This window comes from Hujiaoplasma nucleasis (assembly GCF_013745115.1).
Classification (GTDB): domain Bacteria; phylum Bacillota_I; class Bacilli_A; order Izemoplasmatales; family Hujiaoplasmataceae; genus Hujiaoplasma; species Hujiaoplasma nucleasis.
In genome coordinates, this window is record NZ_CP051151.1 from 765,343 (window position 1) to 780,924 (window position 15,582).

At 29.8% G+C, this 15,582-nt stretch carries 17 protein-coding genes; 5 read left to right on the top strand and 12 right to left on the bottom strand.

Features of this window, described 5'->3' with window-relative positions; genetic code table 11:
* Positions 1-63 precede the first annotated feature (63 nt).
* From HF295_RS03460 to HF295_RS03475, 4 genes are all read right to left on the bottom strand, one after another.
* Positions 64-351 (bottom strand): DUF2087 domain-containing protein, encoded by a 288-nt coding sequence (locus HF295_RS03460; protein WP_312032460.1) that lies wholly within the window; start codon positions 349-351, stop codon positions 64-66.
* A gap of 15 nt (positions 352-366) precedes the next feature.
* The gene (locus HF295_RS03465; protein ID WP_312032461.1) at positions 367-1,371 is read right to left on the bottom strand and encodes a PTS sugar transporter subunit IIC; all 1,005 of its coding nucleotides are present in this window, start codon (positions 1,369-1,371) and stop codon (positions 367-369) included.
* 66 nt (positions 1,372-1,437) lie between these two features.
* Positions 1,438-2,415 (bottom strand): Gfo/Idh/MocA family protein, encoded by a 978-nt coding sequence (locus HF295_RS03470; RefSeq protein ID WP_312032462.1) that lies wholly within the window; start codon positions 2,413-2,415, stop codon positions 1,438-1,440.
* A gap of 126 nt (positions 2,416-2,541) precedes the next feature.
* Complete coding sequence (locus HF295_RS03475) at positions 2,542-3,696, bottom strand: MFS transporter (RefSeq protein WP_312032463.1); 1,155 nt, start codon at positions 3,694-3,696, stop codon at positions 2,542-2,544.
* 166 nt (positions 3,697-3,862) lie between these two features.
* On the opposite strand from HF295_RS03475, the gene HF295_RS03480 reads away from it, so the two are divergent.
* Positions 3,863-5,089, top strand: a complete 1,227-nt coding sequence (locus HF295_RS03480; RefSeq protein ID WP_312032464.1) for a BaiN/RdsA family NAD(P)/FAD-dependent oxidoreductase — start codon at positions 3,863-3,865, stop codon at positions 5,087-5,089.
* A 74-nt stretch (positions 5,090-5,163) separates the two neighbouring features.
* Here the strand turns inward: HF295_RS03480 and HF295_RS03485 are convergent, their stop codons facing one another.
* Together HF295_RS03485 and HF295_RS03490 are read right to left on the bottom strand one after the other, a co-directional pair.
* The gene (locus HF295_RS03485; protein ID WP_312032465.1) at positions 5,164-5,760 is read right to left on the bottom strand and encodes a DUF445 domain-containing protein; all 597 of its coding nucleotides are present in this window, start codon (positions 5,758-5,760) and stop codon (positions 5,164-5,166) included.
* Between the two features lie 41 nt (positions 5,761-5,801).
* On the bottom strand, positions 5,802-6,629 hold the full coding sequence (locus HF295_RS03490; RefSeq protein WP_312032466.1) for an exodeoxyribonuclease III: 828 nt from the start codon (positions 6,627-6,629) through the stop codon (positions 5,802-5,804).
* Positions 6,630-6,989: 360 nt separating this feature from the next.
* On the opposite strand from HF295_RS03490, the gene HF295_RS03495 reads away from it, so the two are divergent.
* Genes HF295_RS03495 through HF295_RS03505 form a run of 3 tightly spaced genes read left to right on the top strand, consistent with a single transcriptional unit; the run spans position 6,990 to position 9,105 of the window.
* Positions 6,990-8,432: a DUF1538 domain-containing protein gene (locus HF295_RS03495; RefSeq protein WP_312032467.1), complete on the top strand. Its 1,443-nt coding sequence runs from the start codon at positions 6,990-6,992 to the stop codon at positions 8,430-8,432.
* Positions 8,429-8,767: a hypothetical protein gene (locus HF295_RS03500; protein ID WP_312032468.1), complete on the top strand. Its 339-nt coding sequence runs from the start codon at positions 8,429-8,431 to the stop codon at positions 8,765-8,767. Before HF295_RS03495 ends, HF295_RS03500 begins: the two co-directional genes overlap by 4 nt.
* Positions 8,767-9,105: a hypothetical protein gene (locus tag HF295_RS03505; RefSeq protein WP_312032469.1), complete on the top strand. Its 339-nt coding sequence runs from the start codon at positions 8,767-8,769 to the stop codon at positions 9,103-9,105. The genes HF295_RS03500 and HF295_RS03505 overlap by 1 nt, the downstream gene beginning before the upstream one ends.
* Positions 9,106-9,395: 290 nt before the next feature.
* On the opposite strand, the gene HF295_RS03510 is transcribed toward HF295_RS03505, so the two are convergent.
* From HF295_RS03510 to HF295_RS03525, 4 genes are all read right to left on the bottom strand, one after another.
* On the bottom strand, positions 9,396-10,160 hold the full coding sequence (locus tag HF295_RS03510) for a nucleoside phosphorylase (RefSeq protein ID WP_312032470.1): 765 nt from the start codon (positions 10,158-10,160) through the stop codon (positions 9,396-9,398).
* Positions 10,157-10,651, bottom strand: coding sequence for a GNAT family N-acetyltransferase (locus tag HF295_RS03515; protein WP_312032471.1), 495 nt, complete (start codon positions 10,649-10,651; stop codon positions 10,157-10,159). The genes HF295_RS03510 and HF295_RS03515 overlap by 4 nt, the downstream gene beginning before the upstream one ends.
* A gap of 90 nt (positions 10,652-10,741) precedes the next feature.
* Positions 10,742-11,470, bottom strand: a complete 729-nt coding sequence (locus HF295_RS03520; RefSeq protein ID WP_312032472.1) for a carbon-nitrogen hydrolase family protein — start codon at positions 11,468-11,470, stop codon at positions 10,742-10,744.
* Between the two features lie 3 nt (positions 11,471-11,473).
* Positions 11,474-12,598, bottom strand: a complete 1,125-nt coding sequence (locus HF295_RS03525) for a GNAT family N-acetyltransferase (protein ID WP_312032473.1) — start codon at positions 12,596-12,598, stop codon at positions 11,474-11,476.
* A 291-nt stretch (positions 12,599-12,889) separates the two neighbouring features.
* On the opposite strand from HF295_RS03525, the gene HF295_RS03530 reads away from it, so the two are divergent.
* The gene (locus HF295_RS03530; protein ID WP_312032474.1) at positions 12,890-14,209 is read left to right on the top strand and encodes an InlB B-repeat-containing protein; all 1,320 of its coding nucleotides are present in this window, start codon (positions 12,890-12,892) and stop codon (positions 14,207-14,209) included.
* Between the two features lie 105 nt (positions 14,210-14,314).
* On the opposite strand, the gene HF295_RS03535 is transcribed toward HF295_RS03530, so the two are convergent.
* Both HF295_RS03535 and HF295_RS03540 read right to left on the bottom strand, forming a co-directional pair.
* Positions 14,315-14,641 carry a hypothetical protein gene (locus tag HF295_RS03535; RefSeq protein WP_312032475.1) on the bottom strand — a complete coding sequence of 109 codons (327 nt, stop codon included), beginning with the start codon at positions 14,639-14,641 and terminating at the stop codon, positions 14,315-14,317.
* Between the two features lie 19 nt (positions 14,642-14,660).
* Positions 14,661-15,146, bottom strand: coding sequence for a hypothetical protein (locus HF295_RS03540; protein ID WP_312032476.1), 486 nt, complete (start codon positions 15,144-15,146; stop codon positions 14,661-14,663).
* Positions 15,147-15,582: the final 436 nt, after the last annotated feature.

The following is a 15,582-nucleotide window of genomic DNA, read 5'->3' on the forward strand; positions in this document are numbered from 1 at the left end:
AGATAAAAGTCAACATCAAAATATGAAAGCCCCTAAAATAAAACTGAGTTATCAAGCGATAACTCAGTTATTGTTTACCCAATATTTTGATCCATCTAATTCTCTTTTTAATAAACCATAATCAACCAAATATCTTCTAATCATGACATAATCATCAAGAACTGGTTCTAATATTTGATTAACTTCTTTTTCTGAATAAGCTTTATAGGTATCAAATAAAGTAATAATCCACAATAAACAAAGGTATTTTTGTTTTAACTTCTTAGGAAATCTAATCATTATTAATTTATCTTTATCAATAAAAAACTTATTTAAAACTTCTTCTTTTTCTTGTAAGCTATAATCAAACATAATATCTCCTTTAAATTAAAGTTTTAAGTCTCCTTCAACAATAAGTCCTTTTTTTCTAAAAATATAATCTACGATAAATATTAAAATAATAGGCAATACAAGATGCAATATACTTATAGATAAATAAGAACCTAAAGAATAATCCATAGCGTCTAAAGTTCCAAACTGACCAACAAATCCAGATGTACCCATACCAGCACCTATTGATGTTGTTTCTGTTTTAAATAATAAAGTCGAAATAGGTCCTAATATAGCAGACACAATAATGGTTGGCAGCCAGATAATCGGTTTCTTTAGGATGTTTTTGAACTGCAACATAGAGGTACCGATTGCTATAGAAATCACAGTACCAATATTGTTATCTTTTCTAGACATAATAGCAAAACCAATCATTTGAACACTACAACCAACCACTGCAGCACCTCCTGCGATACCACCAATAGAAATTGCAATAGCTATGGCTGCCGAAGAGATTGGAGCTGTTAAAGCCATACCCATAACAACTGCGATAACAAGCCCCATTAAGAATGGTTGTAAATTCGTTGCATATTGAATGAAATCACCTAGTGATGTCATTGTGGCTTGAACTGGTGAGCCTATAAGTTTCGTAATAATTAAAGCTGTAATAACTCCAGTTAATGGCACCAATAATATATCAATAGGTGTTTTCTTTTTTAATAAATAAATAAAGACAAAATATACAGAAATCGTTGTCAAATAAGCCACCATAGGATCATTATAAAAACCAGTAGCAATCCCACCTGCAACTCCACTAACAACTAACTTAATACCCTCTAAATTCAATGCAATAGCTATTCCAAAACCAATACCTATACCCATAAAGGCTTTAAGTATTGTTGATAAGCTAGTTAAAGCGACTTCAATTGAATCTAAACCTATTTTTCCTGATAAAAAACCAAGTTGACCAATAATAACCCCAATGATTAGGGTTGAGAATAAACCAATTGCCATACCATTAAAACTTGTAATAAAGAAATTCAATACACCTTTTTTTGTCATCTGATGCCTCCTTATATAAACCGTGATTCTATTTTATCAAATATATTTTGAAATTTAAAAGAAAATTCATTTTTCTTGTGGATACTTTAACTTCCAAGTTTCTCTTAAGTCATCCATTTGTTTTAACATGTTGATGGTATCCTTATGAGACATGATTTGACTTTCAAGTTTATTTTGATGTATACATTCAATAACTTCCTTAATCTCATACTCAAAGCCATTGACTTTATGTGGGATATCTATAACTTTAATAAGCTGTTTTTGATGGTTATAAACGCTAGCCTTTTCTGCATAAAAGAAACCCTCTATGACAACATAAGCTAAGTCACCATAAATATAGGCTATGATAGGTTGATTTTCAATGATAGATGCCTTTAAATGAGCTTTAGCGTTTTGATAATAATATTCAATAGATTCTGACAAATCTATACCCTTATCGCTAAGTTGAACTTGTGATTTAAATGACTGAGCTTGACCTAAAAAAATATTAGCAAAGGTAATTGGATATATACCAACATCTAATAAGGCTCCCCCACCTAGTTTTGGATTCAATAAACGATGACTTTCATCAACATCAGCCTTAAAACAAAAGTCAGCTTTTATATACATTACTTTTCCAATATTTCCATCTTTTACTTCTTTTTGAATAGCTTGAATGACTGGTAAAAACCTAGTCCACATGGCTTCCATAACAAAACATTGTTTGACTTTAGCCTTTTTAAAAACCCGGTCAGCTTGACTAGCATTTAAGGTGAAGGCTTTTTCACATAAGATATGTTTTTTATAATCTAAAATATCCATCATTTGTTCAAAATGTAATCCATGAGGTGTTGCTATATAGATAAGATCAACTTGAGGATCACTATAAAGTTCTTGGTATGAATTATAAGTCTTCTCAAAAGAATATTTATCTTGATATAACTTAGCTCTTTTTATATCCCTAGATGCAATCGCATATAAGCATAAATCATCTTTATAATATAAAGCAGCTTGACAGAAGGTGTGGCCTATATTGCCTGCCCCAATAATACCAACATTTATCATATAATTTACCCTTTCATAAGCATAATACTAAACAATAAAGCAATACATAAAAAAATGAAAATACCTATTTATGGCTTTAATCCATAAATAACAATAAATCAAAAACAAGAATAAATATAAATCAAATTATAGACCTAAAGTAAACTTTTTTACGCCCAATACGAATAGACACATTAAAGAAATACCCATAATAATTAAATACAAAGCTTGAGTCGCCTTTAATGCATCTAAAATAAGTCCACTAACAGATACACCTATAATGGCTCCTAAGCCATAAGCAGTAAATAAAACTCCATATCTTTTAGAATAATTATTTAGCCCATAAATTGTTTTTATTGCATTGGGAGCAATGGCTAGCCAAGCACCTAATATAAACCAAAAGCCAGAAAAAGATAAAAGGTATAAACCAAAGAATCTACCCTTGTTTATATAAGCAATAATCCCACTTAAGAAAAGGATAAAAACAGCTAATCTTATAATATTTTTTAAATTAAATCTGTCAGACAAGTAACCGAACAAGAGTCTTGACATACCATTAGCTAAGGCGAACATAGTCATCGCCAATGTAACCTTCGATGGCGAGAAGTCATAATATTGAACACCTACTTGATAAGAAAGTCCAATCATCATCAAACCTATGGTTGTCCCAAACAAGAAAAGAAAATATAAGATAATAAATACTTTATCTATCTTAATTTTCGATCCTACCGATACATCTTTTTCTAGTGACTTATCAAGACTCGTCAACTTGGTACTTGTGATCATTAGAATGATAAAACTTAATAAGCCTATAAGCATAAAAGTTTGGTGTAAAGTCACATTATTTAATAAAGTTTTTATAATAGGAGCTGTCACCAAAGGTGATAAACCAAAACCAGCAAGTACCAATCCTGTATAAAAACCACTATTTTTATTAAATAAAGACTGAATAATCATAATAGGTATGCCATAGAGTATCCCTACACCTAAGCCAATGAAAACACCATACATGATGACCAATCCAAAAATAGTTGTGGTTAACCCTGCCATTACCCAACCAAAGACAATCAATAACACCCCAATAAAAGCAAACTTTTTCATATTTATTAAATTTAGGAATCTTCCTGAAATAACCATTGATAGTGCATAAAACCATAAAGAAACCATATATGGAAGTCCACTCATAAAGGTATTAATTTCATAAAAGCTTTCAACAGGAATTCTGAATACACTCCAAGTATAAACTGAACCAAGCATAATCATTGTGATTAAACTCATTGTAATCAAAGTCGTTTTTTTCATAAGCCACCCCAAATCATATTTTTTGATAACTTATTATATCATTATTCTAATAAAATAGAATAATAAAGACTAAGCAGCTAAACAATGAAAAGAAAAATGTCTTATCATCAATATAAAAAAATATGTTACAATATATAAGTAAAAGATTAAGAAAGAAGGTGATTCAATGATCTATGACGCCATAATTATTGGTGGGGGTCCAGCAGGACTTATGGCCGCCAATATTTTTTCTCAAGAAAAAGTAAATTTTTTATTATTAGAGAAGAATGACCAAGTTGGTAAAAAATTATTAATGACTGGTGGGGGTCGGTCAAATGTTACAAACAACCTATCTGTTCCTGCATTTATTGATGAACTAGACTTCAAACACAAAAAGTTTCTTTATTCAACCTTGAGTTCTTTTGGTCCTCATGATGTACTTACCTTCTTCAAGAAAAAAGGTTTGAATCTAATACTTGAACCGCCAATTAAGTATTTTCCTGAAACAGGTAAAGCTTCTAGCATCCTTGCTGCCCTGACAAGAGACATCGATAAAGCTAAAATAAAATTAAAAGAACATGTCATTGAAGTAAAAAAAGAGAGACAATATTTTCAAATAAAAACAAAAGAAAATGAATACCTAAGCAAATATTTAATCATTGCAACTGGATCTAAAAGTTTTCCAGAAACGGGGTCTAATGGTGATGGATTAATCTTCGCTAATCATTTTAATATATCAATCAAAGAATTCACACCTGCGGAAACCTCAGTCTATGGTTTTAAAGATCAATTACCTTTTAAACAACTTAAAGGAGCAAAATTATCAAATGTAAGATTATTTATTAATGGTAAAAAAAGCAAATTCCAAGATGATATGATTTTCACTCATTTTGGATTGTCTGGGCCAGTGATTTTTCATGCTTCCCACCAAATATTCAATCATTTACAAAAAGGCAATACCAAAGTTTCATTTTCTCTTTGTGGTTTAGATTATAATGCGTTAAATCAATATTTTATCAATCTTGATAAGGAAGCTAAACAAGTAAAGACTATATTATCCAAGTTAATACCCAATCAACTTGCTACTTATATCGAATCAAGAATAAATTATGGACATAAACCCTTCCGTGATCTTACTAAAGAAGAAAGAATTAATTTAGTTGAAATCCTTACTAATTTTGAAGTAAATATTAATCATGTGGAAGATATTCAACGTGCTTATGTAAATGCTGGTGGTATTGATACTTTAGCTTTAAACCCAAAATCATTTGAAAGTAAAACCATCGAACATCTATATTTTGTAGGTGAAACTGTTGATATCTTTGGCCCAATAGGCGGTTTTAATATTACCATGGCCTTATCTTCAGGACACACTGCAGCCAATCACATTTATCATCAATTAACTCATAAATAAGAGTCATAGAAAATCATTATATAAAAATAACAGTATCAGATAACTTCTGATACTGTTATTAAATTTAATTTTATCTACAAGAATATAGTGATAATATATTGGATTATACCAATAAAAGCACCTAAAAATAAACCAATTATTTCGACAAATCTTAATTCTTTGTTCATAAGACCAAAGATAATTTTTTCAAATTCAACAAAATCTAGTTCATCAATACGTCTTTTGACTAAGTCATGAATGTTTAAATTTTCTAAACCTATCGTCCTAAATTCATCAAGCATTTGATTGAAAATATCATCACCATTTTTATCAATATATTTTTTTACAAAAGACTTAACATCTCCACCTAGAAACATTGAAGCTATGGGTGGAATTGATTCGGATAATTTTTCAACAATTTTATCTTTTAACTTTGTTTTTATCTCTTCAATTCTATCTTGACTTAGAATTTGATCCATAATGACTTCTTTAGACAGCAATTCTTCTTCAATGATATCAGCGAGTGAGATAGCAATTTGGTCTTTTCTTCTTGGAAATACTCCTTGAAAAGTAAGACCTAGAATTTTAACTGGATTTATAGGCCTAAAAAGCATTTTAATTGCAATTTTATTGGTTATCCAACCAATAAAACCACCAATGATTACCAATAAAATAAATCGTAAAATTTCCATATAGTATTCTCCATATTTTTATAATGTTTTATATTTTATAATCACAAATCAATTTCTAATAATATTGGTGTATGATCTTGTCTATCTCCAGAATCTATCATTTCAGACTTTCTTACTTTATTGGCTAATTTTTCACTAACCAACCAGTAATCAATTCTCCAGCCTGAATTATTGATTTTACTAGTGACGACTCTTTGAGCCCACCAAGTATATTGATCCTTTATTTGTCCATGTACATGCCTAAATGTATCAATAAAACCTTTATTTAATAAATAAGTGAAACCTTCACGTTCTTCATCTGTAAAACCAGCAGACTGACGATTCGACTCAGGATTTGCTAGGTCTATTTCATGATGGGCAACATTATAATCTCCGGTTGCTATTACAGGTTTTTCTTCATTCAAAGCACTTAAATAATCAGCATAAGCTTTATCCCATAACTGTCTATCTTTTAACCTTCGAAGACCATCACCAGCATTTGGTGTATAAACTTGACTTATATAAAAATCGCCAAAGTCCAAAGTGATGATTCTCCCTTCATCATCCATAGTATCCGGTGCTTGGATTTCTGGGTAAGAAACTTGAGGAGAATATTTATCTTTATACAAAAACATAGTTCCTGCATAGCTTTTTCTTGCGGGTTCTTGTGAACTTCTCCAAACATATTTATATGATTTAAATAAAGATTCAAGAATCTCCTTATGCTTTTTGTTTGGTCCATTGGCTGGCAATTTAGTTTCTTGTATGGCTATTACATCAGCATCCTCTTTTATAATTGTATTTAATACTTCTCTTGATAATACAGCTCTATTAGAATCACTTGTTAAAGCCGCATTTAATGAATCAATATTCCATGAAATGAGTTTCATTTTATCCTCCTATGATATATTTCTTGTAAGTGGAATCTAATGCTTAAGATAAGCATATTAAAATTCAATAAGATTAAGAAAATTTATCTTACGTATTAAAGATATTATAGCATTTTTTATTAATTATTAAAACTTTTCTACCTTAATTTTTCTTGTTTTAATTCATATAATTGTTAATTTTACATGATCAAAATTATCACTTAAATGAAAAAGCAAGAACTAGCATTGAAAACACCCATTTTTGGCTAATAAGATTGAAATATTCTCATATATATATTATACTAATAGGTGAATGATAAATGTAAAGGAGTGAATTATTTGGGCAAAAATCTTATACTCAGCAAACTTCGAGAATCCCTTATGGCGGTTACTCCTATTTCTATCATTATTATTATTTTAAGTATCATTTTACGTTTACCACTAAATTTATTTTTTAATTTCTTTATTGGGAATATATTCCTTGTATTTGGCCTTACTTTATTTTCAATAGGTAGTCAACATTCAACAGTAGCCATTGCGGAATCTATTGGTGAATATGTTGTAAAAAGAAAAAAATTATGGTTTTTTATTTTCATTGCCTTTCTGGTAGGATTCTTAATTACAGTAGCTGAACCTGCACTTTGGGTTCTAGCTGACCAAGTCAAATCTGTAGTCATTGAACCAGTAATGATTCTTTCAGTAGCGGCGGGCGTCGGATTCTTTTTGATCATCGCTCTACTAAGAATTTTATTTCAATTTCAATTAAGAATTTTGATTCTCATCAGTTATGGCATTTTGTTTATCCTTGCCGTGATTGTAACGACAGTTAATCCAGAATTTATACCTTTATCATTTGATTCAGGCGGAGTCACAACTGGGCCAATGGCTGTACCTTTTATTATGTCATTAGGTTATGGTATTTCTAAATCACGTGGAGATAAGTCTTCCGATGAAGATTCATTTGGTTTGATAGGGGTTGCATCAATTGGACCTATTCTTTCTGTATTGGTTTTAGGTTTATTTAATTCTCCAACAATTCCTTCACTAGATACTTCTACTACTTTTTTTGAATATTTAGTCCTATATATCATTCAAATGGCGATTGCTATTGTACCTTTTATTTTGTTTTTCTTAGTTTTTCATATTTTTGTATTTAAATTCAGTAAATCAAAAGTTATTAAAATAAGTATTGCCTTCTTTTACACTTATGTTGGCTTAGTCTTATTCTTAACTGGAGCAAACGCTGGATTAGTGAATATAGGTAATTATATCGGAGGTTTCTTTGGTAATAAGGGGTTTGCATGGATTTTAATTCCTTTGGGTATGGTTTTCGGTTTCACAATTGTAGCCGCTGAACCTTCTGTGATTACTCTCAACCGTCAGGTTGAAGAGGTTTCAGCAGGTGCCATTAATCGAAAATTTATGATGGCTTCCTTGTCTATAGGCGTTTCACTTGCTGTTGGATTAGCCATGTTAAGAGTCCTTACAGGTATATCAATTTGGTGGATAATTTTTCCAGGATATACTTTGGCATTAGCATTAATGTTTTTTACACCAAAAATCTTTTCATCCATAGCTTTTGATTCAGGTGGGGCTGTTTCCGGTGCGATGACTTCTGCTTTTCTTATCCCTTTTGCTTTAGGTGCCGCAGAAGTTTCAGGTGCTAATATTCTATTAGATGCTTTCGGTCTAGTTGCTTTAGTTGCTATGACACCATTAATTACAATCCAATTACTAGGATTTATTTATAAGGTAAAATCAGAAAAAATCAGGCCAGTACCTGAGGATGATGAAATCATAGAATTAAGCGAGGTAAAAGAATGAAATTAATGATCTTAATTGTACCAAAAACAGAAAGTGATCAAATATCTAAGATTATTGGAAGTTATAAAATTGATTTTCAAGCAGCACTTCCTGCTAAAGGTACTGCTCCAACAGAGATGTTAGAGTATTTAAGTCTAGGAGAAAAGGAAAGAGATTTAATTTTTAGTATTGTTGATGATTTAGATGTTGAAAAGATATTTGAAGAACTGAAATCTAAAATGAATTTCTTAGATAGTGGACACGGTGTCGCTTTTACAATATCAATTGATGCAATCACTAAATTAAGTTATCAATACTTATATAATGAATTACAAACGGATGGAGGAAATGCATAATGAATAATCAACCAATAGAAGTAATTTTGTATGTCTGTAATCACGGCTATGCTTATGAAGCCATGTCAGAAGCTAGAAAAGCTGGCGCTAGAGGTGGCACAATTATCCATGGACGAAGTTCAATCTCTACTGAAAAAGAAAAATTCTTTGGGATCACTTTACACCCAGAGAAGGATATATTAATGATCGTATGTCTAGCAGACCAAAAAAATGATTTAATGAAAGCATTAACCTCCAAGTATGGTGTGACCACTGAAGCTAGGGGTTTGTGTTTTTCAATGCCTGTAAGTGATGCCATAGGTTTTTCTTTTGAATCAATACCGTTTCCTAAAGAATAAAAAGAATAATATCTTAAAAATTATACTTGAACACTAAATTAATTACTTTGTAGATTTTATTCATGATTTATGTATTATAATTATAATTGAATATTTTTTGTGTTATAAAAACTTTTCCAAGCGATTTAATTAAAGCTCTTCATTCATAAAACATCCTAAAAGTAAACACAAGAAAATAGAATAACCCCATATAGTGGACACTAAATAAAAAGACAAAAAAAGATGTTAGTAATAAAATACTAGCATCTTTTTTAGTATAGAAAGATGTATGATATATGTAGGATAAGTCTTTAAAGACTAATCGCAATTTCTAACATGATTCTATTCATCTTTTCTTTAAGAGATAATCGAGTATCAAGAAAATCAGACCATCCTTCTTGTTTTACAATATCTGAAAAATAAAGAACTTGAGAAAAGGGAATATTTCTATATTTGCAAACCGCAGCCATTGAAGCGCATTCCATTTCTACTGCAATGGCTCCTTGTTCTTTTCTTATATTTAATCTTGATCTTGTTTCCCTATAAAATGCGTCCGTTGTCCAGCTAATACCTTCTCCATAGTTTAAATGATGTTTTTTAAGTTCATTTTCTATCTTTTTATTTTGAAATTTGTCTGTATCAACATAAATACTTGGTTCTAAATAATAATATGATAAGCCTTCATCTCTAATTGCTTTTGATACAATTAAAAAATTGTCTGAAGGAAAATCACCAATTAAACCGCTACTGCCACAAGCAATTACTTTTTTAATACCAAAAGCTATAAGTTCCTCCACAAGACCTCCTGCTGCAGGACCTCCTAACGGAGAATAAGCTACTAAAACTTTATCATCATAAATATATTGAGGTAACACACTTGACGCAGCTACAAATTTAAATAATTCTTTTGATTTATCTAATATTTCCTGTGAAGGCTTATTGTCAAATAATATTAAAGCCGTTGTAATATGCTCAGGGAGTATTGGAAGATTTCTTGATTCAAATATTTTCTTAGGAGAAATAATCCCTTCTTCAGCTAAACCTATACCATCAATTATCGGAATATCTTTTTTCATAATGAGCCCCCATCTAAATACTTAATCATCCTTATGACTTCTTCACCGTGAAGGATTTTAACTTTTCCATCAGGAGTGAAACCTTGTCTTTTATAAAAACCTACTGACTTCATATTACTTTTTAATACCCAAAGAGAAATTACACTATATTTTTCTAGTTCCTTATAGCAAACTTCCATTAGTTTCTTTCCTATACCAAGTCCTTGAAATTTTTTTAAAATATAGATAGCGGAAATTTCACCCGCGTCTTCTAAATCCTCATCTCTTGACTCAAGATAACACGCGAAACCAATGATTTTATCTTCTACGATGGCTACATAAGTATTTTCAGGATGATTTTGAGCTATTTCAATAGATTTATCAAGTGACAATCTACTCATAACATCATCAGGAAAAAGTCCTGTATAAGTTTCTATCCAACTTTGATAATGAACATAACCCTTACCCCTAGCATCATCAACACTTGCTTTTCTAATGATTAAGTTTTCCATAATCTTCTCCTAAAAAAATCTATTATATTTATGATTATCTAGATTCTATTTCTATTATTTATTTTGTGGAATAGGTTTACTTAACGTGACTCACATACTTGTAACTAGAATTTCTTCTTTATCAAAAGCTATAGATCTATAGTCAGACTCAGTAAAGATGAAGGCTCCTCCATGTGTATGGGGTTCAAGTATATTATTAATTAATAACACTTGACGAGAAAATTTGAGAGCTTGTTTATGATAATGTTTAATTTCATTTGACCATGCTTGTAAAGAAAAATCAACATGAACCGGCCAAATGATATTGGTTTGAAATACTTGATTTTTAGCAAACAAGGATACCGTCTCTTCATCCCATAAATCTCCACATAAGGCTAGAGTGAAATCAAATGAATCTATTCTAAAGTGTTTAACTGAATTTCCTTCTTTATAGCGCTTATCTGTTTTTCTATACTCTTTCCATCCTTTAGATACTCTCCTATAATTAATAAGCTCTTTACCTTCTGGTGATACGACTAAATAGCTACTATAAATTGATGCTTGGGCTAATTCAAAATATCCAAAGCCCAATCCCACACCATACTTTTTTGAAAGATGTTTAATCTTCCTAATGATTATTGAATTTCTCTTAACAGCTATATCCTTATCAATATCATAAGACCAAGATAAACTATCAAAGCCTTGTAAGAATGATTCACCAAAAAAAATATAGTCAACATTCTCTTTAGAAGCCATCTCTAAAAACCTAATTATCTGACTTAAATTAAAAGATATATCATTGTTTATGCATCTTGCAGGTATTAATCCTATTTTCATCATTGATTACCTCTTAATAAATTCAAAAATACCTGAGACTTCATTTATTTTATTATAAGAAATCTCATACAATTCATTTAACTTACTTTTTATATATATCTCATTTATTGGATAATATTCCTCATCATCCCAGATTGATTCATATTTAAGATGTAGATTTTCCATATCCACTAAATTAAATGTTGAAACATCACCAATCAAAATTTTAGCTTGGTATTTAAGATATTTGTTCAATCTTATTAATAAGTTTATTTGACTTTCATAATCAAGATGATGAATTGAATAATTGAATATGATAAAGTCGTATTGATCATTTAATCTTTCTAAAGAATTGTAGAAACTATCACAAACAAAAATCGCTTTTGGCAACTTCTTTTGAGCTATATTGATCATCTTTTCTGATAGATCTACGCCTGTAATCTCATATCCTAAATCATATAAGGGACTGGTAATTTGTCCAGTACCTATACCCATATCAAGTATCTTTGCGGTTGTTTTTTTGCTTATGATATCCAATATTTGATATTTAATTTTTGAATAGCCTGCAAATGGATAAGTGCCTTCCTCTTCTGATTTAATGATGCTCTTATTATAATTTATAGACCAAGAATCAAAAAGGTCTTTTCTTAATTTATCTTCTATATTTAATACAAATTTAGTATTTATTGGGTCTTTTTCCTTTTCTACAAAACCATTTTTATAATGAAACTTTAATGATTGTTCATTATGATTTCTAACAAAAGAATAAATCTCTTTTATATTCTTTCTTTTTAAGTCATAGAGGACTTGTATAAGCAAGGAACTTGCATAACCTTGACGATAATAGTCTCTATGTGTCTCTAATCCTTCAAGATAATAAGCTTGATTCTTTAATACTATTCTTAATAGTGAGACAATAATCCCACCAGATTTTCGTAATATATAATAAGCATAAAAATCTGGATCAACTGAACAACTTTTTAAGTAGTCAATATAGTCTTTCTTAATAGATTTTCTTATCTCTTCTATATTGGGGGTAGATAAGTCATATCCCCTATCTTCTTCTAAACCTTGATTTAATACATCAAACCATTGATCTTTATCCATAGGAGATAGATTTTTTATCTTATCATTATTCCAGACTTCAAGCATTGCTTCACCTCTTCTATAAAATTATACCACTAAATTTATAATAAATTAGTGATAAATTGATAAAGATTTGTCTAAAAATCAGATATCAAGATCAAATTAAAAAAAAATCGAAAAATATCCATTCATAATAGTTGAAGTAAGTTAAATATTTTATATGACTTACATCTATAAAAGTTTTTTAATATTAAAATGTATGCTAATATTAGCTTTTATAATCAAAAAAAAATAAATAAACTATTGAAAAATAAATATCTAGGTGCTATGATAAACGAGAAAAAGGGGAGGAAATTTATGATTAGAAAGCTTAAATACGTATTTTTATTATTCTTTTTGATTGGATTATCATCTTGTGCAGGCACCAATACCAACCTAACTAAGATTGATAACAATTTAACAACCAATGCTTCTACTGAAAGACCGACCAATGATTTTGAAAATACTACAGACCAAACAACTACTACTGAAACAACAACTTATGAAATTACTACAACTGAACCTACTATTGAAACGACAACTAATGAAATTACTAGCAATTTTATGACCACAGAACAACCCACAACAAGTGAAAATCAAAAAACCACTCAACCCATAACTGAGGAACCAACAACAGTTCAACCTACTGAAACTCCGACAGAGGAGCCTACGATTAAAGAACCAACAACTCAAGTACCTACGACTCAACCTACATCTGTAGAACCTACTACAGTAGAGCCTACGACAGAAGCACCAACCATTCATTATGTTACTATAACATTTTCAAATATGGCTGGCGCATTAGGTACGACGAGCATTGAAGGTATTGCTGGCAATCCATTTTCATTGCCAGATGATCCTACGAGAAGTGGATATGTTTTTGATGGTTGGTATTTAGAAGATACATTCAACACTGTATTTAATATCAATGAATTTCCTCAAAACAATTTGACTGTTTATGCCAAATGGCAAAAACTGATTACTATATATTTTGAAACTTTAAATGGCTCGTCTTCAACACCATTTGTAACTGGCTTACCAGGTGATTCCTATGTATTACCAAATGAGCCTGTACGCTCAGGTTATGTATTTGATGGCTGGTATATGGATCAATCATATACTACTCCATTGACATTATCATCAATACCAAATAATGATACAACCGTTTATGCAAAATGGGTTGAAGAGGTCACAGTGATTGATGAAATCATTGCTGTCTTAGAAAACGACTTTGGATTTACTTGTTTAAATAATGTCTGTGAATTAGAAGAATATTCTTGGTTAACCTATACCTTCAACTTAAATAACATCACCTTCACAAAAGCATCTATCGATAATGATTCTTCAGGCGACCAGCAAACCAAGACTGAAATCGTTGTTATTGATAGTGATTGGTCAGTTGAATACAACGTATCTATCACTTACTTATCAACTCAAAAAGCAAGCATGAGAGTCACAGGTAATGGATTAACTGGTTCTTATAAAGTTCGAAGTTTCTCTTCTAATTATTTATCAGAATCCAATATGTATGATGATGCCATTCAGTTTATTGATGGACCTTATGGTTCTGGGGCAGTCGGATTACTAAAATATATTTTACAAGCTGCAGATTTAACTTTAGATGATCTACAATCTTAATAAATAGTCCGTATTCTCGATGAATACGGACTTTTTTATCTCTATAAAATTAAATCACATGAATTATTTTTTATAATCTATTTTCAATTATAAAAGTAATCTTTCTTAGAAATTAAACCATGGACACGATTTATAAATTTCAGGCTTGATACCATCATAAGCTTCCCAATCTAAGGTCTCTACATACGTTGAAGTTTCATTAGGGAATTTTATTTTATTTAACCAGTATATAAAAGCAGTCTCATCATAAGACAAGGTCATCTCATGATTGCTTTCAACATGAACATCATCTATAATTTCAAATTCACGATCATTTTCAAAATCATAAAGCGCAGAAAACTCTAAACAATATTCTCTTAGATTCTCTGCAACAATATCCGGAACCAAATACACACTAGGTTTTGCATCAGCACTCAATATTATATTTTTCATTAGACACACTATATATTGTTTAATCTACAATATATGACTCCCTCTCCTTATTTTCTATAATTAAATCCTTAATAGATACTAAATGATATGTTCCAGTGATTCTTGTATAAATATTTAATACAATCACAAAAGGTAAAAAAAGAATTAAGAAGAAAATTTTCTCAAAAGAAAATGAATAAGCTTGCGATAAATGATAAGCAGCACTATAAGGTATAAGTTTATACAATAATAAAACAATTAGCCATATATATGACTGATTAACCAAGTAAATCGCAGTTAAAAAAACTGAGATAAATAGGGTTATAAATACTAATAAAAATAAGATGTGATATTTTTTACTAAGTTTTTTAAAACCAAATAAAGCCAATATTATTGATAGTATAAATAAAGGCCCAATAATTAATAAATAATCATTAAGTACTAGTTTAATTTGATATTCTTGGAAAATATAATTAAATATAAGGGCACTAGCCAGTATCCAAAACAAATGAAGTCTTCCATCCATTTTTAGAATATTTTTCATAAAAAAAGTAAAACAGAAAAAAATAAAGAACAAAAAGTATATAGGGATGATAATAGGTGAAATTGTATCATTTCTAAAGATATAATGAAAGGCAAAAAATAAATTTATGTACAAGACAGAATTCATCAATATTGCTTTAAATCTATTCATGTATTCTTTCATTATTCCCACTCCAATTCTAAATTCACACTTAAACTCATTATATCCTATAATTGATTAAAGTGAGTCACATATTTTAAATTTTTATTCTTTCCAGCAATAAAATATAAAGCCTTGTATGAAAAAAAAGACATATCAAAAAATTACTGAAAAACCTCTACATTCAAAGAATAACTAAGTATCTAATTAGATTAAAATTTTCTAATATAGTCTTTAAATAAACGCTTAAGGAAGTTAAGAAAATAATTATTATATATAA

Coding starts and splice junctions, on each gene's coding strand:
- HF295_RS03460 (WP_312032460.1), bottom strand. CDS start 351: ATGTTTGATTATAGCTTACAAGAAAAAGAAGAAGTTTTAAATAAGTTT.
- HF295_RS03465 (WP_312032461.1), bottom strand. CDS start 1,371: ATGACAAAAAAAGGTGTATTGAATTTCTTTATTACAAGTTTTAATGGT.
- HF295_RS03470 (WP_312032462.1), bottom strand. CDS start 2,415: ATGATAAATGTTGGTATTATTGGGGCAGGCAATATAGGCCACACCTTC.
- HF295_RS03475 (WP_312032463.1), bottom strand. CDS start 3,696: ATGAAAAAAACGACTTTGATTACAATGAGTTTAATCACAATGATTATG.
- HF295_RS03480 (WP_312032464.1), top strand. CDS start 3,863: ATGATCTATGACGCCATAATTATTGGTGGGGGTCCAGCAGGACTTATG.
- HF295_RS03485 (WP_312032465.1), bottom strand. CDS start 5,760: ATGGAAATTTTACGATTTATTTTATTGGTAATCATTGGTGGTTTTATT.
- HF295_RS03490 (WP_312032466.1), bottom strand. CDS start 6,629: ATGAAACTCATTTCATGGAATATTGATTCATTAAATGCGGCTTTAACA.
- HF295_RS03495 (WP_312032467.1), top strand. CDS start 6,990: ATGGCGGTTACTCCTATTTCTATCATTATTATTATTTTAAGTATCATT.
- HF295_RS03500 (WP_312032468.1), top strand. CDS start 8,429: ATGAAATTAATGATCTTAATTGTACCAAAAACAGAAAGTGATCAAATA.
- HF295_RS03505 (WP_312032469.1), top strand. CDS start 8,767: ATGAATAATCAACCAATAGAAGTAATTTTGTATGTCTGTAATCACGGC.
- HF295_RS03510 (WP_312032470.1), bottom strand. CDS start 10,160: ATGAAAAAAGATATTCCGATAATTGATGGTATAGGTTTAGCTGAAGAA.
- HF295_RS03515 (WP_312032471.1), bottom strand. CDS start 10,651: ATGGAAAACTTAATCATTAGAAAAGCAAGTGTTGATGATGCTAGGGGT.
- HF295_RS03520 (WP_312032472.1), bottom strand. CDS start 11,470: ATGATGAAAATAGGATTAATACCTGCAAGATGCATAAACAATGATATA.
- HF295_RS03525 (WP_312032473.1), bottom strand. CDS start 12,598: ATGCTTGAAGTCTGGAATAATGATAAGATAAAAAATCTATCTCCTATG.
- HF295_RS03530 (WP_312032474.1), top strand. CDS start 12,890: ATGATTAGAAAGCTTAAATACGTATTTTTATTATTCTTTTTGATTGGA.
- HF295_RS03535 (WP_312032475.1), bottom strand. CDS start 14,641: ATGAAAAATATAATATTGAGTGCTGATGCAAAACCTAGTGTGTATTTG.
- HF295_RS03540 (WP_312032476.1), bottom strand. CDS start 15,146: ATGGATGGAAGACTTCATTTGTTTTGGATACTGGCTAGTGCCCTTATA.